The organism is Pseudenterobacter timonensis (assembly GCF_900021175.1).
GTDB classification, from domain to species: domain Bacteria; phylum Pseudomonadota; class Gammaproteobacteria; order Enterobacterales; family Enterobacteriaceae; genus Enterobacter; species Enterobacter timonensis.
This window is the reverse complement of sequence record NZ_FCOP01000010.1, coordinates 243514-269275: the sequence shown is the minus strand read 5'-3', so window position 1 is coordinate 269275 and position 25762 is coordinate 243514. Positions and strand designations below refer to the sequence as shown.

The following is a 25762-nucleotide window of genomic DNA, read 5'->3' as shown; positions in this document are numbered from 1 at the left end:
AAAGCATAGTCGGCGCTGGCTCACTTGCCGCAGGAGGAGAAACTCAGGAAGGTAGCACCCACGGCCGTCCCACCGCCGCTCCTTGCCCGCCATGTTCGTTGAGATAGCGGTCGATTTCCACCATCCCTGTCCAGCGGTTTGCACACCACAGCGGAGCCAGCAGCGTAGGACGCCGCGCGCTGGCGGAGATACGGTGGTAAATCGTCTCAGGCGGCGTATGGCGAATCATCTCGCCCGCCGTCACGGTATACTCCTCAAGCGTAATCCCGTTCAGCCGCCCCGCTTCCCACGCTTTCGCCATAATGCTGCCCTTGACGATATGCAGCGGATGCAGCTTGATGCCGTCTGCCCCCGTCTCGACCACCCGCGTCAGCGTCTGGAGAGCGTGCTGATGGCTCTCTCCCGGCAGGCCGACAATCAAATGCGCGCAGACCTTAAGCCCGCGTGCGCGGGCAAGCCGGGCGGTGCGCTGATAACAGGCAAAGTCATGGCCGCGATTAATGCGGTGGAGAGTTTTATCATGGGCGGTCTGGAGGCCCAGTTCGAGCCACACTTCGTAGCCCTGCTCGCGATACTCACTGAGCAGATCCAGCACCGCTTCCGGCACACAGTCCGGGCGCGTGCCGACGCAAAGTCCAACTATGTTGGCCTGGCTTACCGCCTGCTGGTACATCGAGCGCAGCACCTGCACCTCCGCCCAGGTGCTGGTGTAAGCCTGGAAATAGGCCAGATAGCGTTTCGCGCGGTTCACCAGGCTCGCCTGATGGGCGAGCTGTTCCGCGATGGATTTGTGCTGCTGGGCTTCGTCGGCAAACGACGCCACGTTACAGAAGGTACAGCCCCCGCGCCCGATGGTGCCGTCGCGGTTGGGGCAGCTAAAGCCGCCGTGCAGCGTCAGCTTATGGACCTTTTCGCCATAGCGGCGTGAAAGATCCCCACCAAACATATTGACTAATTTCTGTAACTGCATAATCTGATAGACCGCCCCGAAGAAAGGGGGTAAGCCTGCCATTTTTAATCTCTGTCGGCGATGACCTGGATCAAGCGCCCTGGACACCCTTTATCCATCCGCATAACAAACCAAAATTACTGCAATTTTATTCACGTTCCCTGAGATTACTTTTGCTTATGTTCGGCAGGAAATTTTCATTTATAGCGGCTCTGATGAAAAACAGTGATTTTATGCGGCCTGACGCATTATCGCAGAGCTAAACACTACCAAAGTGCGTCTGTTCAGCATTGATGGAGGCTAATGGCGCTTTGATACAGTGAGTCAGATCACACTACCTGCCCCTCGCCGTAAAGGTTTATCCGGTCATACGCCGACATAAAAAACTTATATATCAATTAATTAATCTCCATATAGCACACTTTTGTATAAATAAGATTGCCATTTGACCTGTGTACCAATTCCCGATAAGTTGGAAATCCGCTGGAAGCTTTCTGGATGGGCAGTCTGCTCATCATATTTATGCAGTAATTGAGATTCCCTCTTAAGCAAGTCCTCAAACTTGTTTGACCTATACGAAAGGATAAATGAGGGCGAATGCGAGGTGAGCGCACGATGCGCCAGCCCCGTCGCCACGCCCTCTTTGCGCCTGCGCGTAACGGTCTGGAGGTTAGTCCCTAAGAGCCTGGGGAGGTTCACTGATATGTTGTACGACAAATCCCTTGAGAGGGATAACTGTGGTTTCGGCCTGATCGCCCACATAGAAGGCGAACCTAGCCACAAGGTGGTGCGTACCGCCATACACGCACTGGCCCGCATGCAGCACCGTGGCGCGATCCTTGCCGACGGTAAAACCGGCGACGGTTGCGGCCTGCTGCTGCAAAAACCGGATCGTTTTTTCCGCATCGTGGCGGAAGAGCGCGGCTGGCGTTTAGCCAAAAACTACGCTGTCGGCATGCTGTTCCTGAACCAGGACGCAGAAAAAGCCGCCAGCGCGCGCCGCATTGTTGAAGAAGAACTTCAGCGTGAAACCCTGTCGATTGTCGGCTGGCGCGATGTGCCAACCAACAACGGGGTGCTCGGTGAAATCGCCCTCTCCTCGCTGCCTCGTATTGAACAAATTTTTGTGAACGCGCCTGCGGGCTGGCGTCCGCGCGATATGGAACGCCGTCTGTTTATTGCCCGCCGCCGTATCGAAAAACGTCTGCAGGAAGATAAAGAGTTCTACGTCTGTAGCCTCTCTAACCTGGTGAATATCTATAAAGGTCTCTGCATGCCGGCAGACCTGCCGCGCTTCTACCTGGACCTGGCGGATCTGCGTCTGGAATCGGCCATCTGCCTCTTCCACCAGCGCTTCTCCACCAACACCGTGCCGCGCTGGCCGCTGGCGCAGCCGTTCCGCTACCTGGCGCACAACGGCGAGATCAACACCATTACCGGCAACCGCCAGTGGGCGCGTGCCCGTACCTATAAGTTCCAGACGCCGCTGATCCCGGACCTGCACGACGCCGCGCCGTTCGTCAACGAAACCGGCTCCGACTCCAGCTCCATGGATAACATGCTGGAGCTGCTGCTGGCGGGCGGGATGGATATCGTGCGCGCCATGCGTCTGCTCGTTCCACCGGCCTGGCAGAATAACCCGGATATGGATCCGGAGCTGCGCGCTTTCTTCGACTTCAACTCCATGCACATGGAGCCGTGGGATGGCCCGGCGGGCATCGTCATGTCCGACGGACGTTTTGCCGCCTGTAACCTCGACCGTAACGGTCTTCGTCCGGCGCGCTACGTCATCACCAAAGACAAGCTAATCACCTGCGCCTCCGAAGTGGGCATCTGGGACTATCAGCCGGACGAAGTGATGGAAAAGGGCCGCGTCGGGCCTGGCGAACTGATGGTAATCGATACCCGCAACGGCCGTATTCTGCACTCGGCAGAGACCGATGACGATCTGAAAAGCCGCCACCCTTATAAAGAGTGGATGGAGAAAAACGTCCGCCGCCTGGTGCCGTTTGAAGATCTGCCGGATGAAGAGGTGGGCAGCCGCGAGCTGGATGACGATCTGCTGGCCAGCTACCAGAAACAGTTTAACTACAGCGCCGAAGAGCTGGACTCTGTCGTCCGCGTACTGGGTGAAAATGGTCAGGAAGCGGTCGGATCCATGGGCGACGACACCCCGTTCGCCGTTCTCTCCAGCCAGCCGCGCATTATCTATGACTACTTCCGTCAGCAGTTCGCGCAGGTGACTAACCCGCCGATCGACCCGCTGCGTGAAGCGCACGTGATGTCGCTGGCCACCAGCATCGGCCGCGAGATGAATGTCTTTTGCGAGGCCGAAGGTCAGGCGCACCGTCTGAGCTTTAAATCACCGATCCTGCTCTACTCCGACTTCAAACAGCTCACCACCATGCAGGAGGATCATTATCGCGCCGACACGCTCGATATCACCTTCGACGTGACCGAAGCGGGTCTTGAAGAGACGGTAAAGGCGCTGTGCGATAAAGCCGAGCAGATGGTGCGTAACGGTACCGTGCTGCTGGTGCTCTCCGATCGTAATATCGCCAAAAACCGGCTGCCGGTTCCGGCGCCGATGGCGGTGGGCGCGATCCAGACCCGACTGGTGGAAAAGAGCCTGCGTTGCGACGCGAACATCATCGTAGAGACCGCCAGCGCCCGCGATCCGCACCACTTTGCGGTGCTGCTGGGCTTTGGCGCGACCGCTATTTATCCGTATCTGGCTTATGAATCGCTGGCGAAGCTGGTTGATACCCGCGCCATCGAGAAAGCGTACCGGACCGTGATGCTGAACTACCGTAACGGCATCAATAAAGGTCTGTATAAGATCATGTCCAAGATGGGGATCTCCACCATCGCCTCCTACCGCTGCTCGAAGCTGTTCGAAGCGGTGGGGCTGCACGACGAAGTGGCTAATCTCTGCTTCCAGGGCGTGGTGAGCCGCATCGGTGGCGCAGGCTTTACCGACTTCCAGCAGGATCTGCTGAACCTGTCGAAACGCGCGTGGCTGGCGCGTAAGCCGCTGGAACAGGGCGGCCTGCTGAAATACGTTCACGGCGGTGAATATCACGCCTACAACCCGGACGTGGTGCGCACCCTGCAACAGGCGGTGCAGAGCGGCGAATACAGCGATTATCAGCAGTATGCGGAGCTGGTGAACAACCGTCCGCCGGCGACGCTGCGCGATCTCATCGCCCTGAACCCGGGTGACGAGGCAGTCAGCATCGACGACGTAGAGCCTGCGTCTGAGCTGTTCAAACGCTTCGACACCGCGGCGATGTCTATCGGCGCACTCAGCCCGGAAGCCCACGAAGCGCTGGCCGAGGCGATGAACAGCATTGGCGGTAACTCCAACTCCGGCGAAGGCGGTGAAGATCCGGCGCGCTACGGCACTAACAAAGTCTCCCGTATCAAGCAGGTGGCGTCCGGCCGTTTCGGCGTAACGCCAGCCTACCTGGTTAACGCCGACGTGATCCAGATTAAGGTGGCTCAGGGCGCGAAGCCGGGCGAAGGCGGTCAGCTGCCGGGTGATAAAGTCACCCCGTACATCGCTAAACTGCGCTATTCCGTGCCGGGCGTGACGCTGATCTCTCCGCCGCCGCACCACGATATCTACTCTATCGAGGATCTGGCGCAGCTGATTTTCGATCTGAAACAGGTCAACCCGAAAGCGATGATCTCCGTGAAGCTGGTTTCCGAACCGGGCGTTGGCACCATTGCCACCGGTGTGGCGAAAGCCTATGCGGATCTGATCACTATCGCCGGTTACGACGGCGGCACCGGCGCAAGCCCGCTCTCCTCCGTGAAATACGCAGGCTGTCCGTGGGAGCTTGGCCTGGTGGAGACCCAGCAGGCGCTGGTCGCTAACGGCCTGCGCCATAAGATCCGTCTGCAGGTGGACGGCGGTCTGAAAACCGGCCTCGACATCATCAAGGCGGCGATTCTGGGAGCGGAAAGCTTCGGCTTTGGTACCGGCCCGATGGTGGCTCTGGGTTGTAAATACCTGCGTATTTGCCACCTGAACAACTGCGCGACCGGCGTGGCAACCCAGGACGAAAAGCTGCGTAAGAACCACTATCACGGCCTGCCGTTCAAAGTGACCAACTACTTTGAGTTTATCGCCCGTGAAACCCGCGAGCTGATGGCGCAGCTGGGCGTGAAACGTCTGGTGGATCTGATTGGCCGTACCGACCTGCTGAAAGAGCTTGAGGGCTTCACGGCCAAACAGCAGAAGCTGGAACTCTCTAAGCTGCTGGAGACCGCCGAACCCCATCCAGGTAAAGCGGTCTACTGCACCGAACATAACCCGCCGTTCGACAACGGCGTGCTGAACGCGCAGCTGCTGCAACAGGCGAAGCCGTATGTGGACGAGAAGCAGAGCAAAACCTTCTGGTTTGATATCCGCAACACTGACCGTTCTGTGGGCGCCTCCCTCTCCGGTTATATTGCGCAGACCCACGGCGATCAGGGGCTGGCCTCCGATCCGATTACCGCGCACTTCAGCGGTACAGCGGGCCAGAGCTTCGGCGTCTGGAACGCGGGCGGCGTGGAACTGTATCTGACCGGCGATGCCAACGACTACGTCGGCAAAGGCATGGCGGGCGGTTTGCTGGCGGTGCGTCCGCCGGTCGGTTCAGCCTTCCGCAGCCATGAAGCGAGCATCATCGGCAACACCTGTCTGTACGGCGCCACCGGCGGACGTCTGTTTGCCGCGGGCCGCGCGGGCGAGCGTTTTGCGGTGCGTAACTCCGGTGCCATCACCGTGGTGGAAGGCATTGGCGACAACGGCTGCGAATATATGACCGGCGGTATTGTCTGCGTGCTGGGCAAAACCGGCGTCAACTTTGGCGCAGGCATGACGGGCGGTTTCGCCTATGTGCTGGACGAAGACGGTGAGTTCCGCAAACGCGTGAACCCGGAGCTGGTGGAGGTGCTGGAGGTAGATTCTCTCGCTATCCACGAGGAGCACCTGCGCGGCCTGATTACCGAGCATGTGCAGCACACCGGTTCGACGCGCGGCGAGGAGATCCTGGCGAACTGGCCGGCCTTCTCGGCGAAATTCGCGCTGGTTAAACCGAAGTCCAGCGATGTTAAAGCACTGTTGGGTCACCGTAGTCGTAGCGCAGCAGAGCTGCGCGTGCAGGCGCAGTAAGGGGTTGGAATGAGTCAGAACGTTTACCAGTTTATCGACCTGCAGCGCGTGGATCCGCCGAAGAAACCGCTGAAGATCCGTAAAATTGAATTTGTTGAAATCTATGAGCCGTTTTCAGAGGGTCAGGCCAAGGCGCAGGCAGATCGTTGCCTCTCCTGCGGTAACCCTTACTGCGAGTGGAAATGTCCGGTCCATAACTACATTCCGAACTGGCTGAAGCTGGCCAACGAAGGGCGTATTTTTGAGGCCGCCGAGCTGTCGCACCAGACCAACACCCTGCCGGAAGTGTGCGGGCGCGTCTGCCCGCAGGACCGTCTGTGCGAAGGTTCCTGTACGCTGAACGACGAGTTTGGCGCGGTGACTATCGGTAATATCGAGCGCTACATCAACGACAAGGCTTTCGAGATGGGCTGGCGCCCCGATATGACCGGCGTGCGCCAGACCGACAAGCGCGTGGCGATTATTGGCGCCGGTCCTGCCGGTCTGGCCTGCGCCGACGTGTTGACCCGCAACGGCGTAAAGGCGGTGGTCTACGATCGCCATCCGGAAATCGGCGGTCTGCTGACCTTCGGTATTCCAGCCTTTAAGCTGGAGAAAGAGGTCATGACCCGCCGCCGCGAAATTTTCACCGGCATGGGGATTGAGTTCAAACTCAACACCGAAGTGGGCCGCGACGTGCAGCTTAGCGATCTGCTGGGAAGCTACGACGCAGTCTTCCTTGGCGTCGGGACATACCAGTCGATGCGCGGCGGGCTGGAAAATGAAGAGGCCGACGGTGTGTTTGACGCCCTGCCGTTCCTGATCGCCAATACGAAGCAGATCATGGGCTTTGGCGAAACCGTCGATGAGCCGTTCGTCAGCATGGAAGGCAAACGCGTGGTGGTGCTGGGCGGCGGCGATACCGCCATGGACTGCGTGCGTACTTCCGTTCGTCAGGGAGCTACGCACGTCACCTGCGCCTATCGTCGTGATGAAGAGAATATGCCTGGCTCGAAGCGCGAAGTGAAAAACGCGCGCGAAGAGGGTGTCGAGTTTCAGTTCAACGTGCAGCCGCTCGGTGTGGAAGTTAACGCCAACGGCAAGGTGTGCGGCGTGAAAATGGCGCGCACTGAAATGGGCGCGCCGGATGCGAAGGGCCGTCGTCGCGCGGAAATCGTGGCGGGTTCGGAGCATATCCTTCCGGCTGATGCGGTGGTAATGGCGTTTGGTTTCCGTCCGCACAGCATGGAATGGCTGAAAGAGCACAGCGTTGAGCTCGATTCACAGGGTCGTATCATCGCCCCGGAAGGCAGCGAAAACGCCTTCCAGACCAGCAACCCGAAAATTTTCGCCGGTGGCGATATCGTTCGCGGTTCTGACCTGGTGGTTACGGCGATTGCCGAAGGACGCAAAGCGGCTGACGGGATCCTGAACTACCTGGAAGTGTAAAACTGCTCCGGCTCCCCGGCTCAGGCGTTGCGCTTAAGCCGGGGAGTCGACAGTCTGTCCCCCCTTCCTTCCCGCCACGCTCCGAAAGCGTATGGGTAGTGAAATAGCGTCACATAGCAACAATCCCGTAAGGGATGGCCTGTCAGGATCAATATCTCTACAACGTACTGAAGATTATCAGCAAATTCATCTGCTTTACGGCTTTTCAATTGCATACGGAAACGTTTGCATTCACTGAAAAAATGTATATTATGCGGCGGGTTTTTGACCACAATTTGAGGAGGCGTTGTGTCGCAAGATAACAATTATAGCCAGGGGCCCGTCCCACTGACGGCGCGGAAAGGCGTAATTCCATTGACGTTTGTGATGTTGGGATTAACCTTTTTTTCCGCCAGTATGTGGACCGGCGGCACGCTCGGCACCGGTCTTTCCTATGATGATTTCTTCCTGGCAGTTTTCTTCGGTAATCTTCTCCTCGGTATTTACACCGCTTTTCTCGGTTACATCGGCGCAAAAACAGGGCTTTCGACCCACCTCCTCGCCCGTTACTCCTTTGGCGTAAAAGGCTCATGGCTTCCCTCCATACTGTTAGGCGGGACGCAGGTGGGCTGGTTTGGGGTTGGCGTGGCGATGTTCGCTATTCCGGTGAGTAAAGCGACGGGCATCGACGTCAATATCCTGATCGCGGTCTCCGGTCTGCTGATGACCATGACCATCTTCTTTGGTATCTCAGCGCTGACGATTCTGTCGATCATCGCCGTTCCTGCGATAGTTATCCTCGGCAGTTACTCCGTCTGGCTGGCGGTGGACGGCGTGGGCGGGCTGGATCATTTAAAAGCGATCGTGCCGCAGACTCCGCTCAGTTTTTCAGGCGCGCTGGCGCTGGTCGTCGGCTCCTTCATCAGCGCCGGAACGCTGACCGCCGACTTCGTCCGCTTTGGGCGCAACGCAAAAGGCGCCGTGGTGGTGGCGATGGTGGCGTTTTTCCTTGGCAACTCGCTGATGTTTATCTTCGGTGCGGCAGGCGCCGCGGCAGCGGGACAGGCGGACATCTCGGACGTGATGATCGCTCAGGGACTACTGCTGCCCGCCATTATCGTTCTCGGCCTGAACATCTGGACAACCAATGACAACGCGCTCTACGCATCGGGTCTGGGCTTTGCCAACGTTACCGGGCTTTCCAGCCGCACGCTTTCGGTGGTTAACGGTATTATCGGCACGCTCTGCGCGCTGTGGCTGTACAATAACTTTGTCGGCTGGCTCACCTTTCTGTCGGCGGCGATCCCACCCGTTGGCGGAGTGATTATCGCCGACTATCTGATCAACCGCCGCCGCTACGCCAGCTTCCATAGCGCCACCTTTGTGCCGGTCAACTGGGTAGCCATTCTGTCGGTCGCGCTCGGCGTGGCTGCCGGAAATGTTATTCCCGGTATTGTGCCGGTGAATGCGGTCCTCGGCGGCGTAGTCAGCTACCTTCTTTTAACCCCCTTTGTCAGACGTACCTTTGCTACCACCCCGGAGGCTCCCCATGCAGAATAATACCCTCACCATTCGTCAGGCCCGTTTACAGGGGCAAGAGGGGTTATGGCAGATCGCAATTGAAAACGGGCGCTTTAGCCGTATTGAACCGCAGGACGCTGCATCGTCGCCCGCGGGCCAGGTGCTTGATGCTGAAGGCGGGCTGGTCATTCCCCCTTTCGTTGAACCGCATATTCACCTGGATACCACACAAACGGCAGGTGAGCCGAGCTGGAACCAGTCTGGTACCTTATTCGAGGGGATTGAGCGCTGGGCTGAACGTAAGGCGCTACTCACCCACGAAGATGTTAAGACCCGCGCAATGCAGACGCTGAAGTGGCAGATGGCCAACGGTATTCAGCATGTCCGTACTCACGTTGACGTCTCCGATCCCACCCTGACGGCGCTGAAAGCGATGCTGGAAGTGAAGCAGGAGGTCGCCCCGTGGGTCGATCTGCAAATCGTGGCGTTCCCGCAGGAGGGCATTCTTTCTTACCCCAACGGCGAAGCGTTGCTGGAAGAAGCGGTGCGTATGGGGGCGGACGTCATTGGCGCAATTCCGCACTTTGAATTTACCCGCGAGTATGGCGTGGAGTCGTTGCACAAAACCTTCGCCCTGGCGCAGAAGTACGACAGGCTTATCGACGTTCACTGTGATGAAATCGATGATGAGCAGTCGCGCTTCGTTGAAACTGTCGCCGCACTGGCACACCGTGACGGGATGGGTGCGCGTGTCACTGCCAGCCATACCACGGCCATGCACTCCTATAACGGCGCCTACGCGTCCCGCCTGTTCCGTTTGCTGAAAATGTCGGGCATCAACTTTGTCGCTAATCCGCTGGTGAACATCCACCTGCAGGGCCGTTTCGACACCTATCCTAAACGCCGCGGCGTGACGCGCGTAAAAGAGATGCTGGAGGCGGAGATCAACGTCTGCTTTGGGCATGATGACGTTTTCGACCCATGGTATCCGCTGGGAACAGCAAATATGCTGCAGGTGCTGCATATGGGATTACACGTCTGCCAGCTGATGGGGTACGGACAGATTAACGACGGGCTGAACCTGATCACTACCCACAGCGCGAAAACGCTTCACCTGCAGGACTACGGCGTGAAGGTGGGTAATTCTGCGAACCTGGTGATTTTACCGGCCGAAAATGGCTTTGACGCGGTCCGTCGCCAGACGCCAGCGCGTTATTCTGTTCGCCACGGGCGGGTTATCGCCGAGACGGTACCCAGCCAGACAACGCTGCATCTGACGCAGCCGGAAGCGGTGACCTTTAAACGGTAATTATCGTTTCAGGAAATCTCATCCGGAGCCTTATCGGCTTGTTTACGCTTTATCAGGTCTACAAATCGCAGCCTCTTTGCAGACCTGGTAAGCGCGGCGCCAGCGGTGAACTGGCGCCTCTGTTTTCAATAATCTTTTGCAGAAAAGAGATTATAAATAGACCAGCGTAATCACCGCCTCGCCGTCCAGCTTGATTTCTTGCCCGCTGCCAAGCCCGTTGGCGACAGCGGCGCTTACCTGTAGCGGAACAACCGCCGATGAGATCGGCTGCGGAATATCCGTACCTTTTTGCACAAACGTGTAGAAATAGTCCTGCTGAGTCGGTAGAGGCAGCATTGTCGCGCGCGCCCATGGGCCACTCTTCTCCGCCGCACCGGCCATTTCCACCTGAACCGCTGTCGTATTGTCTGCTGCCGTTACGGCACTGCCATTAATTTGAACACCATAGCTGCCAATAGGCTTCTGCTCGCTTGTTACGCCAAGTCCAAACAGGCGGGTCGTATCGCTGATATAACCGCCATTGTTAATCTGGAATTTCACGCCGTCATGCCCCTGAGCATCTTTACCAACGACAACAGAACTGGCGCGCGTATCGCGCGCGGTAATCGCCACACCGGTAGACGACTCACAGGTTACCGTAAGCGTCAGGTCGCGAGTCCCTAACTGGGTAAAGGCACCGGGAGAGAGCGAGCCCGCATTTCGGCTCCCGAAGTCAGCCACGCCGCCGCTGCTTAATGCTGGCGTACAGGCGGCGGCGTCGGCGGTGACATCCACATCAATATTTACCGTATCAGCAGCAAATGCTGATGAGGCGCTGCAAACGCCACACAATAATAGCGCTAAAGACTTTTTCATTGCGCATCCATCCTTACGCGTAAATTTCCACGCCAGACCTCCCGGTCCGTAATAGCGCTACTTTTAAAACGCGGTTTGAGAGTTAGCGTCACGGTGGCCGTTTTCCCGCGCAGCTCCTGCCCATCGACAAAAGCGATCCCTTCGTTCAGAGCAGGTGATACCTCTTTTATTCCGCCCTGAGTTACCGAGGCATCGCCAGCGCGGACGGTGGCGAGATTCGCATTATGGTCATCGACTGTCGCATTCGAAGCGGTCACCTGCATTACGCCGTTATCGCCAAAACCAAAACCATCCCCTTTTGGCAAATTGCTGCCGATAAAGAGGCGAATACGTGACGGCTCGTCGCATACCACGTTGAGAGCGATCTGTTTTTCCGGCAGTTCGACCAGATTATTGCCTTCTGCCTGACGCTCGGCGGCGCTTATTCGACCATAGCTGACCTTTTGCTGGCTTGATATAAGCTGGCAGCCTGCCACGGCATGCAGGGAAAGCAGCATGGCGCACGTAGATATAAAGAGCCTCTTCATTTACACACCTCGCTGACGGTTTCATAAAACGTATTGGTATTTGTTTCTGCCGGCAGCGTCAGCGCAAATGTGCAGGTGCGATTATCCAGTTTTGCCACCACCTGCTGAGCAGGTTGAACATCATTAAAAAAGACAACGCCGTCATCCACCGACGTCGTGAGATAATTTCCCTGCATATCCTCCAGCGCAATGCCTTTCGGCAGCTTTGTACCATCGGCCAGCGTAACGTTGGCCAGCGCACGACGCTGCGTCAATGCGGTAAAATCAAGCTGCCCCACGGCGCCTTTGCCAAGCGTAACGATGCGGGTTCCGTTTCCGACATCCATATTCTTCGGTAGCGTCCCTGTGTCGATTTCAACCCTGGCGGGACGCCAGGCGCTGACCGATGACACCACAGCCTGTCCGGCGAAGTCCGTCCACACCGGTCCCTGCGGGGTATCAAGCTTCACCCCGGAAACAGGTTGACTCAGCGAGGCAATAGCGAAGGTATCGCGAATCGTCCAGGGCGAGAACGTAACGCCATGACCGTGCATCGCGATCCCTCCCTGTAGCGATCCTGAATAGCTACGGCTGTTGTCGTTATCCGAACTGGCGCTCAGGCCAAGCTGCGTATAGTGAAGGTTACTGGTTAAACCGCCGTTGAAATTATCACGATTGCTCGCATCATCATGTTCTACGCCAATCGAATACGACGTTGTATCGCTCACTACGCCCAGCGCAGATGCGCCATAACGCGTTTTATGATCGTCGTGACGGCTGTACAGACTCACGCTATTACTCGCCCCGAATGGAATACTCATGTTGACGTAGAACAGATCGCCGTCATTATCATTCTCTTCGTCCGCACCAAGCTGGTGCTGCCAGTTCATTGACACCGTGGCGTATTTCAGGGTTTTGTTCCAGCCCACGGAAAGATAGCGAGAATCATCAGATTTATCATAGCCTTGAGTCTCATAATAGCTGGTATTGATCGTACCTAAATAGGGAGCGGCCCAGGAAAGCCCTACGGAGTATTCATTTTTATTGCTGCTGTCGAAATCCTCGTCCAGCGCTTCGAAAAACTCACGATAGTCCTCGGATTTATGGGTGATGGAAGTGCTCACGCCTATTCCCAGAGCGGGGTCTGAACTCCAGGAAGTGGAGGCCGTGTATTTTTGCCCTTCCAGCGAATCGCCCGAATCATTCGACTGATTCGCCTGAAGCGAGACGATGAGCGCCGGTAACGGCACCATATCAAGACTCGTACCCACCGCCTGATAACGTTCGGCAATAATCGATCCGGCATTGAGGTTCATTAAGCTATTCAGCTTCCAGCCCCCTGAGGCGCTGGCCACCCAGGGCGTTTCACTATAATCATCGCTCACTCGTCCGAGAGCGAAATGGTAGCCAGATGGCGAGCCTGCGCTTTGGTTATAGAGCGAAGCGGGTACCACAAAGCTATGCTGGCTGCCGTCCGTTTCCACCACCGTCACGTTCAGATCGCTGACGCCGTTGCGCACCGGGACGTCGGTAAGATTAAACGGCCCAGCCGGAACCAGCGTGCTGTACACCAGCACGTTTTGCTGACGGACCTCCACACGGGCCTGAGGCGTATTGGCGATCCCTGAAACTTTCACGCCGCTGCCGCCCCTTTGCAGCGTGCTCTCCGGCGTAAGTTCCATACCATAAATCCCCGTCCCCTGAAGCAGGGTATTGTTGAGATTGACCTCACCCGCTTTCAGCGTACTTTTCAGCGGCACAAAGGTATGCTGCAAATAGGTCGATGCGTTGTTGCTCTCATACTTTCCATCGCTCCGGCTCAGCAACTGTTGGGTACGTAATAACCAGTCATTAATGTTAACCCCGCCGTCCAGCATGGCCTGCGAGTAATCAGAGTGGTCATTGCCAAACTCGTTACGGGAAGCGAGTAAGGAATAATTCAGTAACGCCGCGGTGCCGCCAGAGGTATAAGCGCCGATATCGGATTCAGCATTCATCACCTGCTCTGGCGGTACAACAAGGCTCAACGTCTCCTGAGCGGGCGAAGGATCAACGATGGCGCCCGGTACGTGACCGACATAGTCATAACAACCCGACTCATAGTCGGAGGGAATTTTCAGCCCTGCCTGCTCCATAAAGGTTTTATCGAAACAGAGATCGCCGTTATTGTCGAAATTCGCGATAACATTACCTCTGCTATCGCCATTCACTTTCAACGCGACAGAAACGCTACCCGGCAAATACTTCGTGTGGTGAGAAAAATAGTTTGATATTTCCGGGTTAATTCCCAGAGAGCGAAGCGTGTCCTGATCGAAATCAACGGCTGCAGTTTCCATTTGCTGGGCCATTACCTGGCCTGAACAGAGCAGGCCTACAATACAGGCGAGTAACGTTTTTTGCTGCATAGCCATTGCCATCCTTGTAAGCGGCTTATTTTAATTCAGTAGTAAAGCGTTCCCCTTTATAGCCGTAACGACTTGCCGGATAGAATTCGACTTTATTATCAGAGAGATTCAGTAGCTTTGTTTTTAGTGATGTGTGGGGAAGGATATAGGTTTTTTCCAGAACACCCATTTTTCCTGAAGGCAATGTTTTAAAAGATGCCGTCATACGCACTACGTAATCACTGGGGTTATTAATGACGAGGTCGTTACCCTTTTTCTGCCACGTCAGAAATTTCCAGGGTTGTGTTTCGTCAGGTAGCCCCGCCGGATGAATTACCACCGGCAAGTCCTGGCGGATGGTCAGCGCGACTTTATCTTTCCCTTTTTCTTTTGGCGGAATACCTTCGAACGTAACGCGCTTAAGCTCTTCATGCTTTAATGGCTTGCTGGTTTGCAGCAGAAAACGCATACGTTGCGTATCACCCGCATCGACGCGAACAACGGGCTGAGAAACAATCAGACGAACAGATTTATCACTATCCGGTAAATCAACGATATTTGTATAGAGCAGCGCAGGCTGTGTATCCGTATTTTTAACGTTCATACTGGCTTCGCCTTTCTGCTCGTCAACTAATAAAACAGACGTTTCAGGCACCATGCCAGTGGCGATACTCTTTGTTGCTATGGCTAATAGCGCAAGGCATAAAATTTTTTTCATTACTCTCTTCTCACTAAAATAAAAAAATCATACCGGCACTATTTTTATTATTCATGCGGCAAAGAAAATAATTTCGACACAAAAAAAGCGTGACAACGGCTTTTTTAAATGCAAACCATTGTCACGACAATTTAGCGCTACGTTATTACAGATAAACCAGACTAATCGTTGCGTTACCGTCCAGTGTAATTACATCCGTGGTACCTAATACGGAGTTATCCTGTACAGCGGACGTCACCAACAGGGGAACGCTCAGCTCTTTAAACGCTTTCGGGGCTAAAGAGCCGGTCTCTGCTACTGTGTTCGCTTTATGATAGCCGGTGCAGCCGTTTGTTGAGCAAAGATAGCCCAGCCCTGGCATAACCTTGTTCCAGGTTGAGTCCTCACTCGTAATATCCTCGCTGACCAGCGTATCAACGCTCTGACCATCCGCTGTGACCGCCGCTGTATCAATGGCAACGGTATACGCGCCAATATTCACGCCCGCGGTGGTTTTACCCAGGCCAAATGTGCCTGTGGGGTTGCTGAAATCTGAATGGTCGGTGCCGCTACCGGAAATAAAGGCGGTTGACGACAGAGGGACGCGGCTGTCCAGACGATTATCCGTGGATGTAAAACCAACGCTCAGGTTACTTTCACAGCTCACATTAAGCGTGATGCTTCTTTGCCCCAGCTGCACCAGCGTATTGGTGGCGCCCGTGGGTTTAATGGCCTGGTTAAGGATGGTTCCGTAATCCACGATGCCACCGTTAGGCAGGGATGGCGTACATGCGGCCGGATTAATCGTACCGATAACCTTAAGGGTAACATCATTAGCGGCCTGAACACCAAATGCAGACAGGCCTAAAGCAGCGGCTACAGTTGCTGCCGAAAGTACTTTTTTAAATTCCATTATATTTATTTCCCGTTTTTATTTTCGATAGCATTTAGTAAATGCGATTATCAGAGATAAACCAGACTCAACGTGGTGTTACCATCAAGCGTGATGGTATTTCCCGTACCCAGTACGGTATTATCCTGAACCGCTGACGTTATGCGTAACGGCATATTCATCACTCTAAACGCTTTTGGCGTGGTGGTTCCCGGAGCGGCAGCGGTGAAAACACGCGTCTGGTTAAGTCCATTGTTAGTCGGCGCAAAAGCGCCAGAGCCGACTTTTCCCCATGCCTCATCTGCCGCATAGATATCGTCAGTTTCAATAAGATCAGCCGCTGCGCCATCTGCTGTTGTAGTGGAGGGATCGGCTGCAATCGCGTAGGTGCCGATCTTCACGCCCGCACTCGTTTTACCCAGTCCAAATCCGTTTCCTGTTGCGGTAGCATTGGCATTATTGTAATAGGCATTCTCAATAAAGGCGCCGCTACCCAGCCCCACCAGCGAATCATGACGATTATCCGTAGCACTCACCCCAACGCTGGTATCGCTTGAGCAGGTGACTGTCAGAGTGATGTTTTTAGCACCCAGTTGAACCAGTTTATTCGTCGTGCCGGTTGGATTGATGGTAGAACCCGGCATCGCGCCGTAATCAACCACACCTCCGTTTGGCAGGCTCGGCACACATGACCCTGGAACAATATTACCTGTAACTTTTAACGTTACATCTCCCGCCGCATAGGCACTGGAAATGCTAAGCGCAACGCAAATAGCTGTAGCTGTTAATGCTTTTTTAAAATTCACGTTCATATTCAATCCTTAAAATAAACTTCCGTTTTTCCGAAACTATAACTCTCATTTATATATCGTATAATTGCGGATTCGGAGCGGATAATAAGGACAATATCGCTTACTGTCAAAAACGACTCCAACATTTTTATCCAAAATCTTTATTAATCACACTGAAAAGATAATAATTTCAAAGCCAGAAAATTATAACCAAATGAATAAATAATATATTTTTAAGTCAAGTTAGCTATGATTAAAGAATTTTTAAGATTAAGTGATCTACTAAGAGTAAGAAAAATAAGCAGACTTACCTTTACTATAAAACATTTTATGCCGGTAGTTGGTCGTTAATTATAAAAAAGCCCCGTATAATTATACAGGGCTATAACGGTATGAACCTTTAATGACTTATTTCACAACGCGAAGCGCCGGACGTCCGCCACGCGGCGGCGGTTCATCGTCAGGATCGTTGTCGTCGTCATGGTCAGGCTTATCGCCGTCGATGACCGACATTACCGTCTCGCTTTCGCTACCACCCTCTTCGTCATTGAGGCTGGCAACTTCTTCATCGTAAGCCGCCTCCGGCTCGAACATCGTACCGGCACCGTTTTCACGCGCGTAAATAGCCAGCACGGCGGCCAGGGGAACGGAAACCTGACGCGGTACGCCGCCGAAACGCGCGTTAAAGCGCACTTCGTCATTGGCCAGCTCAAGATTACCTACCGCACGCGGCGCGATGTTCAGCACAATTTGCCCATCGCGCGCATACTCCATCGGAACCTGTACGCCCGGCAACGTCACATCCACAACCAGGTGCGGCGTGAGCTGGTTATCCAGCAGCCATTCATAGAAGGCGCGCAGCAGATACGGACGGCGTGGAGAAAGCTGTGACATTTCCACTATGATTAACCCCGACCAAGACGCATTTCACGCTCTGGCTCGGTCAGCGAAGCCAGGAAAGAGTCGCGCTCAAAGACGCGCGTCATGTAGCCCTTCAGCTCTTTCGCGCCCGGACCGCTAAACTCGATGCCCAGAACAGGCAGACGCCACAGCAGTGGTGCCAGATAGCAGTCAACCAGGCTGAACTCATCGCTCAGGAAGAAAGGCTTCTGACCAAAGACCGGCGCGATCGCCAGCAGTTCTTCACGAAGCTGCTTACGCGCAGCGTCAGCTTCAGCCGCAGAATTGCTGTTAACGATAGCGTTCATCAGCGTATACCAGTCTTTCTCAATACGCTGCATATAAAGGCGGCTTTCACCGCGCGCGACCGGGTAAACGGGCATCAGTGGCGGATGCGGGAAACGCTCATCCAGATATTCCATAATGATACGGGATTCCCACAGGGTCAGCTCACGATCCACCAGCGTCGGTACGCTCTGACTCGGGTTGAGATCGATAAGATCCTGAGGCGGGTTATCCTTTTCCACATGCTCGATCTCAAAACTGACACCCTTCTCGGCCAGCACGATACGAACCTGATGGCTATAAATGTCAGTAGGACCAGAAAACAGCGTCATTACCGAACGTTTGTTGGCAGCGACAGCCATGAAAACCTCCAGGTATATTCAGAATTTTTACTGCTACCAGCCCTGCGGGCCAGCCAGATGATGTAGTGCCCATCCCGGAAAACGCGACATTGTTTAAAAAGCGAACAAAAATAGCGGTTTTGCCGATATTTGGGCAGAAAATTGGATGATAGTTTACCAGATTTTGCAGGGTTTGTGGTGAGGGGATACCGCAAATGCGGAAAAAGAGGAAGAATCGGACGCCTCTTGTGGATAAGCGCAACCTTATGCATAAAAAAACCCGCCGAAGCGGGTTTTTGCAACTGTACTCTGCCGAAGCAGGATCCAATTAACGCTTGGAGAACTGCGGACGACGACGTGCTTTACGCAGACCGACTTTCTTACGTTCAACCTGACGAGCGTCACGAGTAACGAAGCCAGCTTTACGCAGTTCAGAACGCAGGGATTCGTCGTACTCCATCAGAGCGCGGGTGATACCGTGACGGATCGCACCAGCCTGACCAGAGATACCACCACCTTTAACGGTGATGTACAGATCCAGTTTTTCAACCATGTCGACCAGTTCCAGCGGCTGACGAACTACCATGCGGGCAGTTTCGCGACCGAAGTACTGTTCCAGAGAACGCTGGTTGATTACGATTTTACCGTTGCCCGGTTTGATAAACACGCGAGCGGCGGAGCTTTTGCGGCGACCAGTGCCGTAGTATTGATTTTCAGCCATTGCCTATAATCCCGATTAGATGTCAAGAACTTGCGGTTGCTGTGCCGCGTGGTTGTGCTCATTGCCTGCGTAAACTTTCAGTTTACGGAACATAGCACGACCCAGCGGGCCTTTTGGCAGCATGCCTTTAACCGCGATTTCAATCACACGCTCAGGACGGCGGGCAATCATCTCTTCAAAGGTCGCTTCTTTGATACCACCGATGTGGCCAGTGTGGTGATAGTACATTTTGTCAGTACGCTTGTTGCCAGTAACAGCAACTTTGTCAGCGTTCAGAACGATGATGTAATCACCGGTATCAACGTGCGGAGTGTATTCCGCTTTATGCTTACCGCGCAGGCGACGAGCCAGTTCAGTAGCCAGACGGCCCAGAGTTTTACCGGTCGCGTCAACAACATACCAGTCGCGTTTTACGGTTTCTGGTTTAGCTGTAAAAGTTTTCATTAAAAGCTTACCCAAATAAATAAGTTACACGTTGGTGAACACCCAAACGTTTAGTCAGTTGAGGTTCACACGACAAAGTCCGGCAAACCTACCCCTTCGAATAGCCTATGCCGACACTAGAAAGTTTCGGGAAAAAAACCTTCTCGTAACGTGGGGTCGCAAGATTATAGAGAAGTCGAGGTTAAAGATCGACCCCTAATTGTGATTTGGGGCGGGTTTTTCGAGGGTAAGAACAATGCCGGGCTCTGGCTATACCTTACCCGGTCTGCACGCTTTTCATCTCCCGGAAAGGGGGCGCATTTACGGCATATGCTCGCGCCTGAGGTACTCCTCGCTCTGCATCTCCTGCAGGCGCGACAGGCAGCGCTGGAACTCAAACTTGAGCCGCTCCCCCTGGTAGATCTCATAAAGCATTGCTGCGGCACTCACCACCAGCTTCACATGGCGCTCGTAAAATTCATCCACCAGCGCGATAAATCGCCGCGCTTCGCTCTCCATCAGCGGCGTCATTACCGGCACGTCAAACAGCATGACCGTATGAAAAAGGCGCGACAGGGCGATGTAATCGTGCTGGCTGCGGGCGTCGACGCAGAGGGTGGCGAACGACACCGCCAGCGTCTGATTCTCCACCCCCAGCGTCGGCAGCGGACGGTGGTTAATCTCAAGCGTCGGCGCGTTGTCGCGTTTCGCGCCCGCCAGCGCCTGCCAGAGGCGATCCATCTGGCTTTGCGTCTCATCACCGAGCGGCGAAAGCCACAGGTGCGCCTGGGTAAGCGTGCGCAGACGGTAATCCACGCCAGCGTCCACGTTCATAATGTCGCAGTGCGCCTTGATAGCGTCGATAGCGGGCAGGAAGCGCGCGCGCTGCAGCCCGTTCCGGTAGAGCTCGTCCGGCGGGATATTGGAGGTTGCCACCAGCGTAATGCCGCGGGCGAATAGCGCTTTCATCAGCCCGCCGAGCAGCATCGCGTCGGTGATATCCGAGACAAAAAATTCATCAAAACAGAGCACGTCGGTTTGTGCCTTAAAACGGTCGGCGACAATATCCAGCGGATCGGTATGCCCCTGCAATGCGGTCAGCTCTTCATGCACGCGAAGCATAAAGCGGTGAAAGTGCAGACGCTGTTTTCGCTCTCCCGGCAGGCTCTGGTAAAACATATCCATCAGCCAGGTTTTCCCCCGCCCTACTCCGCCCCACATATATAAGCCGCGCACCGGCGCATCGGAAGCTGGCACCTTTCTCCCCAGCAGGCGGCCAAGTGCGGATTTCAGGCCGCCCTGTGAACCCGCGTTAGCCGGTTTGCTTAGCAGGGCCTGATAAATGGCGTCCAGACGGTGAATGGCGTCGCGCTGGACGCTGTCTGGCTGGTGTGAGCCCTCGTCCAGGGCCTGTTGATATCGCGATGCGGGAGAAAGGTTTTGCATGATGTTATTGTTATTCCTTGAATTAATACGTGCCAGCTTGTTCGACAGACGAAAAAAAAGGCCGTTCTACAGTACGCGATGATGCGTCAGGATTCCACTTCTGCAGAAATAGCGGTTATAGTGGCATAAGCAGGCACAGGCAGGAGCCGAGCCACTATCCTACGGAACCACAAGATAACGGGAGAAGTTCATGACCTGGGAATATGCGCTAATTGGTTTAGTCGTCGGCATCATCATTGGCGCGGTCGCCATGCGTTTCGGTAATCGCAAACTGCGTCAGCAACAGTCGCTCCAGTATGAGCTGGAAAAAAACAAAGCTGAGCTGGAAGAGTATCGTGAGGAGTTGGTCAGCCACTTCGCCCGTAGCGCCGAACTGCTGGATAATATGGCTACCGACTATCGTCAGCTTTATCAACATATGGCGAAAAGCTCCAGCACTCTGTTGCCGGAGATGACCGCAGAGACCAATCCGTTCCGCAATCGCCTGGCGGAGTCCGAAGCGAGCAACGATCAGGCGCCGGTCCAGATCCCGCGCGACTACTCAGAAGGCGCATCCGGCCTGCTGCGCGGTGGCGCAAAGCGCGACTAAGCGTAGCGCAAAAAAATTTTACGGGCGCACGCGCTGCGCCCGTCCTTTCTCTCCCTTCCCAGCTATTATTTACTCAATCGTCTCATTGTTCGGCGTTTTAAAATTCAATAACATCGTCATGTTTTGGGGCCGTTCTTCTTTAATTCCAGGTTACGAGAGCCAGCATCAATGAAGAAAAAAAACCAGCTGTTAAGCGCGTTAGCGTTAAGTGTCGGGCTATCTCTTGCGGCCTCCGGGCCGGTGGCGGCGTCACTGCCTGCGCAGGTACCAGGCCAGGCGGCGTTGCCGAGCCTCGCACCAATGCTTGAAAAAGTACTGCCCGCGGTAGTGAGCGTGAAAGTGGAAGGAACGGCCACGCAGACCCAGCGCGTGCCGGAGGAGCTGAAAAAATTCTTCGGTGACGAGGCACCCGATCAGCAGGCTCAGCCTTTTGAAGGGCTGGGCTCAGGCGTGGTAATTAACGCTGCGAAGGGCTATGTGCTGACCAATAACCATGTGATAAGCCAGGCCGACAAGATCAGCGTGCAGATGAACGATGGTCGCGAATTTGACGCCAAACTGATCGGCGGCGATGACCAGAGCGATATCGCCCTGTTACAGATCCAGAATCCCACTAACCTGACACAAATCGCCATCGCCGACTCCGATAAGCTGCGCGTCGGTGATTTCGCCGTAGCGGTGGGCAACCCCTTCGGGCTGGGGCAAACCGCCACCTCCGGCATTATTTCAGCGCTGGGACGAAGCGGCCTCAACCTGGAAGGGCTGGAGAACTTTATTCAAACCGACGCCTCCATCAACCGCGGCAACTCCGGCGGCGCGCTGCTGAACCTCAACGGCGAGCTGATCGGCATTAATACCGCCATCCTGGCGCCGGGCGGCGGCAGTATTGGCATCGGGTTTGCGATCCCCAGCAATATGGCGAGAACCCTGGCGCAGCAGCTGATCGATTTTGGCGAAGTGAAGCGCGGGCTGCTCGGTATTAAAGGGATGGAGATGAGCGCCGATATCGCCAAAGCCTTTAACCTGAACGTGCAGCGCGGCGCGTTCGTCAGTGAAGTGCTGCCTGGCTCTGGCTCGGCGAAGGCGGGGGTGAAGTCAGGCGACGTCATTGTCAGCCTCAACGGGAAGCCGCTCAGCAGCTTCGCGGAGCTGCGCTCGCGTATCGCCACCACAGAACCGGGGACGAAGGTAAAACTTGGCCTGCTGCGCGACGGCAAGCCGCTGGACGTAGAGGTCACGCTGGATAAGAGCACTTCCTCTTCGGCAAGCGCGGAAACCCTCACGCCAGCTCTTCAGGGAGCTACCCTGAGCGACGGCCAGCTTAAGGACGGCACCAAAGGCATCACCGTGGATAGCGTCGAAAAGAGCAGCCCAGCCGCGCAGGCCGGTCTGCATCAGGATGATGTGATCATCGGCTTAAACCGCACCCGTGTGCAGTCGATAGCCGAGATGCGTAAGCTGCTGGAGGGCAAACCGGCGATCATTGCGCTGCAAATTGTCCGCGGCAAAGAGACAATTTATCTGTTGCTCCGTTAAGCGTGCCGCACCGGACATCACCGCCACGTGTGATGTCCGAATAAGTCGTGTTATGCTGCTTCCGTTCTTTTCTTAACGACGCCCGCATCATGGTTTTTAAGCTATTTCGTTCGGTCGCCATCGGAGTCATTGTTGGCGGCCTGTTACTGGCTGCAATGCCCTCTTTACGTCAGTTCAATAAGCTGGCGGCGCCGCAGTTCGACAGCGCGGATGAGACGCCTGTAAGTTACAACCAGGCCGTGCGCCGGGCCGCGCCCGCCGTGGTTAATGTCTATAACCGCGGCATGAATAGCTCCGCGCACAATCAGCTGGAGATCCGCACCCTCGGCTCCGGGGTGATCATGGACGAGCGCGGCTACATTATTACCAACAAACATGTGATTAACGACGCCGACCAGATTATCGTCGCCCTCCAGGATGGCCGCGTCTTTGAAGCGCTGCTGGTCGGTTCCGATAGTCTGACCGATCTTGCGGTGTTGAAAATCAACGCCAACGGCGGGCTGCCGGTTATCCCGATTAACCGCAAGCGTACGCCGCATATCGGCGATGTGGTACTGGCGATTGGTAACCCATATAACCTGGGCCAGACCATCACCCAGGGGATTATCAGCGCCACCGGGCGGATCGGCCTGAACCCGTCCGGTCGGCAGAACTTCCTGCAGACCGACGCCTCCATCAACCACGGCAACTCCGGCGGCGCGCTGGTCAACTCCGTGGGCGAGCTGATGGGCATTAACACCCTCTCGTTTGACAAGAGCAACGACGGCGAAACGCCGGAGGGCATCGGCTTTGCGATCCCGTTCCAGCTGGCGACTAAAATTATGGACAAGCTGATCCGTGACGGACGCGTTATCCGCGGCTTTATCGGCATTGGCGGGCGGGAAATCGCCCCGATGCATAGCCAGGGCGGCGGTATCGATCAGATCCAGGGCATCGTGGTGAACGAGGTGACGCCGGGCGGCCCGGCGGCTAATGCCGGCATTCAGGTCAACGACGTGATCATCTCCGTCAATGCCAAACCTGCCATCTCTGCGCTTGAAACCATGGACCAGGTGGCGGAAATTCGCCCCGGCTCGGTCATCCCGGTAGAAGTCATGCGCGATGATAAAAAGCTGACCTTCCGGGTCACCATCGGAGAGTATCCGGCGACCAACTGACGGGCAAAAAAAAACCGGAGCGCTCGCGCTCCGGTTTTTGTCTCTCGAGGCGTTCGCTTACTTATTAACGAACTCTTCGCCCAGAGTGATATCTTTCTTCAGCGTATCCAGCATCCCTTCCATCGCCTGCTGTTCGAAGGCGCTCAGGGTGCCGATAGATTTACGCTCTTCAATACCGTTTTTACCCAGCAGCAGCGGCTGAGAGAAGAAGCGCGCATGCTCGCCGTCACCTTCAACGTAAGCGCATTCCACCACGCCCTGTTCGCCCTGCAGCGCACGAACCAGAGAGAGGCCGAAACGTGCCGCCGCCTGGCCCATAGAGAGGGTCGCAGAGCCGCCACCGGCTTTTGCTTCCACCACTTCGGTGCCCGCGTTCTGAATGCGTTTGGTCAGATCAGCTACTTCCTGCTCGGTGAAGCTCACGCCCGGGATCTGGGAGAGCAGCGGCAGAATGGTCACGCCAGAGTGGCCGCCGATGACCGGCACTTCAACCTCGGTCGGCTGTTTGCCTTTCAGCTCCGCCACAAAGGTATTAGAGCGAATGATGTCCAGCGTGGTCACGCCAAACAGTTTGTTCTTGTCATAGACGCCCGCTTTTTTCAGCACTTCTGCCGCGATAGCGACGGTCGTGTTCACCGGGTTAGTAATGATCCCTACACACGCTTTCGGACAGGTTTCCGCGATCTGCTGCACGAGGTTCTTCACGATACCGGCATTGACGTTAAACAGGTCGGAGCGATCCATACCTGGCTTACGCGCGACGCCTGCGGAGATCAGCACAACGTCCGCGCCTTCCAGCGCAGGGCGGGCATCTTCACCGGAGAAGCCTTTGATTTTTACTGCGGTAGGGATGTGGCTCAGGTCAACCGCCACGCCTGGGGTTACCGGAGCAATATCGTACAGGGAGAGTTCTGAGCCTGAAGGCAGCTGGGTTTTCAGTAGAAGGGCAAGCGCCTGGCCGATACCGCCAGCAGCGCCGAGGACTGCGACTTTCATCCTAAACTCCTTATTATGGTTAACTTAAGTATCTGTCACTCCGTTGCGGCGACCATAATTCAGCAGCTAAATAATTACAACGCTTGTAATTAAAGAATCTGGGTTTACGCACCTTTTACAGCCGCCTTTCATGGCATTTCTGTAACAACAAAGTAACGAATCAAGAGGTGGTTACAATACACCCTGCAAGACCAGCAAAACAACATCAATTTGATAACAATTAATTTACTTTTAGGCTTATTTGCATGCCGTGACGCAGGCATGTTTTCTGATAACGAAATTTGATAAAATTGGTCTCTTTCATAACATAAATTCAGTTTAGCTTACGCCAGACGGTTTGCATAAAAATTCACCAACATGCATAATAATGTTTTCCTTTCGTTCTATTTCGGGTGACCCATGCGAAGCTCCTCAAAACAAGAAGAATTAGTCAGGGCTTTTAAAGCGCTGCTCAAAGAAGAAAAGTTCAGTTCTCAGGGTGAGATCGTTCAGGCATTGCAGGAGCAGGGCTTCGAGAATATCAACCAGTCGAAAGTCTCCCGCATGCTGACCAAGTTTGGTGCCGTACGCACCCGCAACGCCAAAATGGAGATGGTCTATTGCCTGCCTGCCGAACTCGGCGTGCCGACAACCTCCAGCCCGCTGAAAAACCTGGTGCTGGATATCGACTATAACGACGCCGTGGTGGTTATCCATACCAGCCCGGGCGCCGCGCAGCTGATCGCCCGCCTGCTGGACTCCCTCGGTAAAGCGGAAGGGATCCTCGGCACTATCGCTGGCGACGATACGATCTTCACCACCCCTGCCACCGGCTTCTCGGTAAAAGATCTCTACGAAGCCATTCTGGTGCTGTTCGAACAAGAGCTCTGATCCTCGCCCTGCCGCATAGCGCG

21 protein-coding genes are annotated in these 25762 nt (G+C 55.1%); 8 read left to right on the top strand and 13 right to left on the bottom strand.

Annotation, left to right across the window (positions count from 1 at the left end; genetic code table 11):
• Positions 1 to 43: 43 nt before the first annotated feature.
• Positions 44 to 970, bottom strand: coding sequence for a TIGR01212 family radical SAM protein (locus tag BN3796_RS03720; protein WP_148381766.1), 927 nt, complete (start codon positions 968 to 970; stop codon positions 44 to 46).
• Positions 971 to 1652: 682 nt separating this feature from the next.
• Between BN3796_RS03720 and gltB the strand changes: the two genes are divergently transcribed.
• The 4 genes from gltB (at position 1653) to BN3796_RS03695 (ending at position 10350) form a co-directional block, all read left to right on the top strand.
• Positions 1653 to 6113, top strand: a complete 4461-nt coding sequence (gltB, locus tag BN3796_RS03710; protein WP_061707049.1) for a glutamate synthase large subunit — start codon at positions 1653 to 1655, stop codon at positions 6111 to 6113.
• A 9-nt stretch (positions 6114 to 6122) separates the two neighbouring features.
• Complete coding sequence (locus tag BN3796_RS03705; RefSeq protein ID WP_061707048.1) at positions 6123 to 7541, top strand: glutamate synthase small subunit; 1419 nt, start codon at positions 6123 to 6125, stop codon at positions 7539 to 7541.
• Between the two features lie 288 nt (positions 7542 to 7829).
• Positions 7830 to 9080, top strand: coding sequence for a cytosine permease (gene codB / locus BN3796_RS03700; RefSeq protein WP_061707047.1), 1251 nt, complete (start codon positions 7830 to 7832; stop codon positions 9078 to 9080).
• A complete protein-coding gene (locus BN3796_RS03695; RefSeq protein ID WP_061707046.1) occupies positions 9070 to 10350 on the top strand; it encodes a cytosine deaminase in 1281 nt (426 codons plus the stop codon). The genes codB and BN3796_RS03695 overlap by 11 nt, the downstream gene beginning before the upstream one ends.
• Positions 10351 to 10500: 150 nt before the next feature.
• On the opposite strand, the gene BN3796_RS03690 is transcribed toward BN3796_RS03695, so the two are convergent.
• From BN3796_RS03690 to zapE, 11 genes are all read right to left on the bottom strand, one after another.
• On the bottom strand, positions 10501 to 11205 hold the full coding sequence (locus tag BN3796_RS03690) for a DUF1120 domain-containing protein (protein ID WP_061707045.1): 705 nt from the start codon (positions 11203 to 11205) through the stop codon (positions 10501 to 10503).
• Entirely contained in the window at positions 11202 to 11732 is a 531-nt protein-coding gene (locus tag BN3796_RS03685; protein ID WP_073885066.1) for a DUF1120 domain-containing protein, read from the bottom strand. Before BN3796_RS03685 ends, BN3796_RS03690 begins: the two co-directional genes overlap by 4 nt.
• The gene (locus BN3796_RS03680; RefSeq protein WP_073885065.1) at positions 11729 to 14122 is read right to left on the bottom strand and encodes a fimbrial biogenesis usher protein; all 2394 of its coding nucleotides are present in this window, start codon (positions 14120 to 14122) and stop codon (positions 11729 to 11731) included. Before BN3796_RS03680 ends, BN3796_RS03685 begins: the two co-directional genes overlap by 4 nt.
• Positions 14123 to 14141: 19 nt before the next feature.
• Positions 14142 to 14813: a fimbria/pilus chaperone family protein gene (locus BN3796_RS03675; protein ID WP_061707043.1), complete on the bottom strand. Its 672-nt coding sequence runs from the start codon at positions 14811 to 14813 to the stop codon at positions 14142 to 14144.
• Positions 14814 to 14958: 145 nt separating this feature from the next.
• Positions 14959 to 15705: a DUF1120 domain-containing protein gene (locus tag BN3796_RS03670; RefSeq protein ID WP_061707042.1), complete on the bottom strand. Its 747-nt coding sequence runs from the start codon at positions 15703 to 15705 to the stop codon at positions 14959 to 14961.
• A 50-nt stretch (positions 15706 to 15755) separates the two neighbouring features.
• A complete protein-coding gene (locus tag BN3796_RS03665) occupies positions 15756 to 16496 on the bottom strand; it encodes a DUF1120 domain-containing protein (RefSeq protein ID WP_073885064.1) in 741 nt (246 codons plus the stop codon).
• Positions 16497 to 16883: 387 nt separating this feature from the next.
• Entirely contained in the window at positions 16884 to 17375 is a 492-nt protein-coding gene (gene sspB / locus BN3796_RS03660) for a ClpXP protease specificity-enhancing factor (RefSeq protein ID WP_061707040.1), read from the bottom strand.
• Between the two features lie 5 nt (positions 17376 to 17380).
• A complete protein-coding gene (gene sspA / locus BN3796_RS03655; protein ID WP_061707039.1) occupies positions 17381 to 18022 on the bottom strand; it encodes a stringent starvation protein SspA in 642 nt (213 codons plus the stop codon).
• 307 nt (positions 18023 to 18329) lie between these two features.
• Positions 18330 to 18722 (bottom strand): 30S ribosomal protein S9, encoded by a 393-nt coding sequence (rpsI, locus tag BN3796_RS03650; RefSeq protein WP_000829818.1) that lies wholly within the window; start codon positions 18720 to 18722, stop codon positions 18330 to 18332.
• Between the two features lie 15 nt (positions 18723 to 18737).
• The gene (gene rplM, locus BN3796_RS03645) at positions 18738 to 19166 is read right to left on the bottom strand and encodes a 50S ribosomal protein L13 (RefSeq protein WP_040073847.1); all 429 of its coding nucleotides are present in this window, start codon (positions 19164 to 19166) and stop codon (positions 18738 to 18740) included.
• A gap of 300 nt (positions 19167 to 19466) precedes the next feature.
• A complete protein-coding gene (zapE, locus tag BN3796_RS03640) occupies positions 19467 to 20591 on the bottom strand; it encodes a cell division protein ZapE (protein WP_061707038.1) in 1125 nt (374 codons plus the stop codon).
• Between the two features lie 190 nt (positions 20592 to 20781).
• Between zapE and zapG the strand changes: the two genes are divergently transcribed.
• From zapG to degS, 3 genes are all read left to right on the top strand, one after another.
• Positions 20782 to 21180: a Z-ring associated protein ZapG gene (gene zapG, locus BN3796_RS03635; RefSeq protein ID WP_061707037.1), complete on the top strand. Its 399-nt coding sequence runs from the start codon at positions 20782 to 20784 to the stop codon at positions 21178 to 21180.
• 168 nt (positions 21181 to 21348) lie between these two features.
• The gene (gene degQ / locus BN3796_RS03630) at positions 21349 to 22716 is read left to right on the top strand and encodes a serine endoprotease DegQ (protein ID WP_061707036.1); all 1368 of its coding nucleotides are present in this window, start codon (positions 21349 to 21351) and stop codon (positions 22714 to 22716) included.
• A gap of 89 nt (positions 22717 to 22805) precedes the next feature.
• Positions 22806 to 23873 (top strand): outer membrane-stress sensor serine endopeptidase DegS, encoded by a 1068-nt coding sequence (gene degS / locus BN3796_RS03625; protein WP_061707543.1) that lies wholly within the window; start codon positions 22806 to 22808, stop codon positions 23871 to 23873.
• A gap of 57 nt (positions 23874 to 23930) precedes the next feature.
• Here degS and mdh read toward each other — a convergent pair whose 3' ends face one another.
• Complete coding sequence (gene mdh, locus BN3796_RS03620; RefSeq protein ID WP_061707035.1) at positions 23931 to 24869, bottom strand: malate dehydrogenase; 939 nt, start codon at positions 24867 to 24869, stop codon at positions 23931 to 23933.
• 399 nt (positions 24870 to 25268) lie between these two features.
• Between mdh and argR the strand changes: the two genes are divergently transcribed.
• Positions 25269 to 25739, top strand: coding sequence for a transcriptional regulator ArgR (argR, locus tag BN3796_RS03615; protein WP_061707034.1), 471 nt, complete (start codon positions 25269 to 25271; stop codon positions 25737 to 25739).
• Positions 25740 to 25762: the final 23 nt, after the last annotated feature.

Excerpts from the sequence above, each read along its gene's own strand:
- BN3796_RS03720 (WP_148381766.1), bottom strand. The coding sequence starts at position 970 with ATGCAGTTACAGAAATTAGTCAATATGTTTGGTGGGGATCTTTCACGC.
- gltB (WP_061707049.1), top strand. The coding sequence starts at position 1,653 with ATGTTGTACGACAAATCCCTTGAGAGGGATAACTGTGGTTTCGGCCTG.
- BN3796_RS03705 (WP_061707048.1), top strand. The coding sequence starts at position 6,123 with ATGAGTCAGAACGTTTACCAGTTTATCGACCTGCAGCGCGTGGATCCG.
- BN3796_RS03695 (WP_061707046.1), top strand. The coding sequence starts at position 9,070 with ATGCAGAATAATACCCTCACCATTCGTCAGGCCCGTTTACAGGGGCAA.
- BN3796_RS03690 (WP_061707045.1), bottom strand. The coding sequence starts at position 11,205 with ATGAAAAAGTCTTTAGCGCTATTATTGTGTGGCGTTTGCAGCGCCTCA.
- BN3796_RS03685 (WP_073885066.1), bottom strand. The coding sequence starts at position 11,732 with ATGAAGAGGCTCTTTATATCTACGTGCGCCATGCTGCTTTCCCTGCAT.
- BN3796_RS03680 (WP_073885065.1), bottom strand. The coding sequence starts at position 14,122 with ATGGCTATGCAGCAAAAAACGTTACTCGCCTGTATTGTAGGCCTGCTC.
- BN3796_RS03675 (WP_061707043.1), bottom strand. The coding sequence starts at position 14,813 with ATGAAAAAAATTTTATGCCTTGCGCTATTAGCCATAGCAACAAAGAGT.
- BN3796_RS03670 (WP_061707042.1), bottom strand. The coding sequence starts at position 15,705 with ATGGAATTTAAAAAAGTACTTTCGGCAGCAACTGTAGCCGCTGCTTTA.
- BN3796_RS03665 (WP_073885064.1), bottom strand. The coding sequence starts at position 16,496 with ATGAACGTGAATTTTAAAAAAGCATTAACAGCTACAGCTATTTGCGTT.
- sspA (WP_061707039.1), bottom strand. The coding sequence starts at position 18,022 with ATGGCTGTCGCTGCCAACAAACGTTCGGTAATGACGCTGTTTTCTGGT.
- rpsI (WP_000829818.1), bottom strand. The coding sequence starts at position 18,722 with ATGGCTGAAAATCAATACTACGGCACTGGTCGCCGCAAAAGCTCCGCC.
- rplM (WP_040073847.1), bottom strand. The coding sequence starts at position 19,166 with ATGAAAACTTTTACAGCTAAACCAGAAACCGTAAAACGCGACTGGTAT.
- zapE (WP_061707038.1), bottom strand. The coding sequence starts at position 20,591 with ATGCAAAACCTTTCTCCCGCATCGCGATATCAACAGGCCCTGGACGAG.
- zapG (WP_061707037.1), top strand. The coding sequence starts at position 20,782 with ATGACCTGGGAATATGCGCTAATTGGTTTAGTCGTCGGCATCATCATT.
- degQ (WP_061707036.1), top strand. The coding sequence starts at position 21,349 with ATGAAGAAAAAAAACCAGCTGTTAAGCGCGTTAGCGTTAAGTGTCGGG.
- degS (WP_061707543.1), top strand. The coding sequence starts at position 22,806 with ATGGTTTTTAAGCTATTTCGTTCGGTCGCCATCGGAGTCATTGTTGGC.
- mdh (WP_061707035.1), bottom strand. The coding sequence starts at position 24,869 with ATGAAAGTCGCAGTCCTCGGCGCTGCTGGCGGTATCGGCCAGGCGCTT.
- argR (WP_061707034.1), top strand. The coding sequence starts at position 25,269 with ATGCGAAGCTCCTCAAAACAAGAAGAATTAGTCAGGGCTTTTAAAGCG.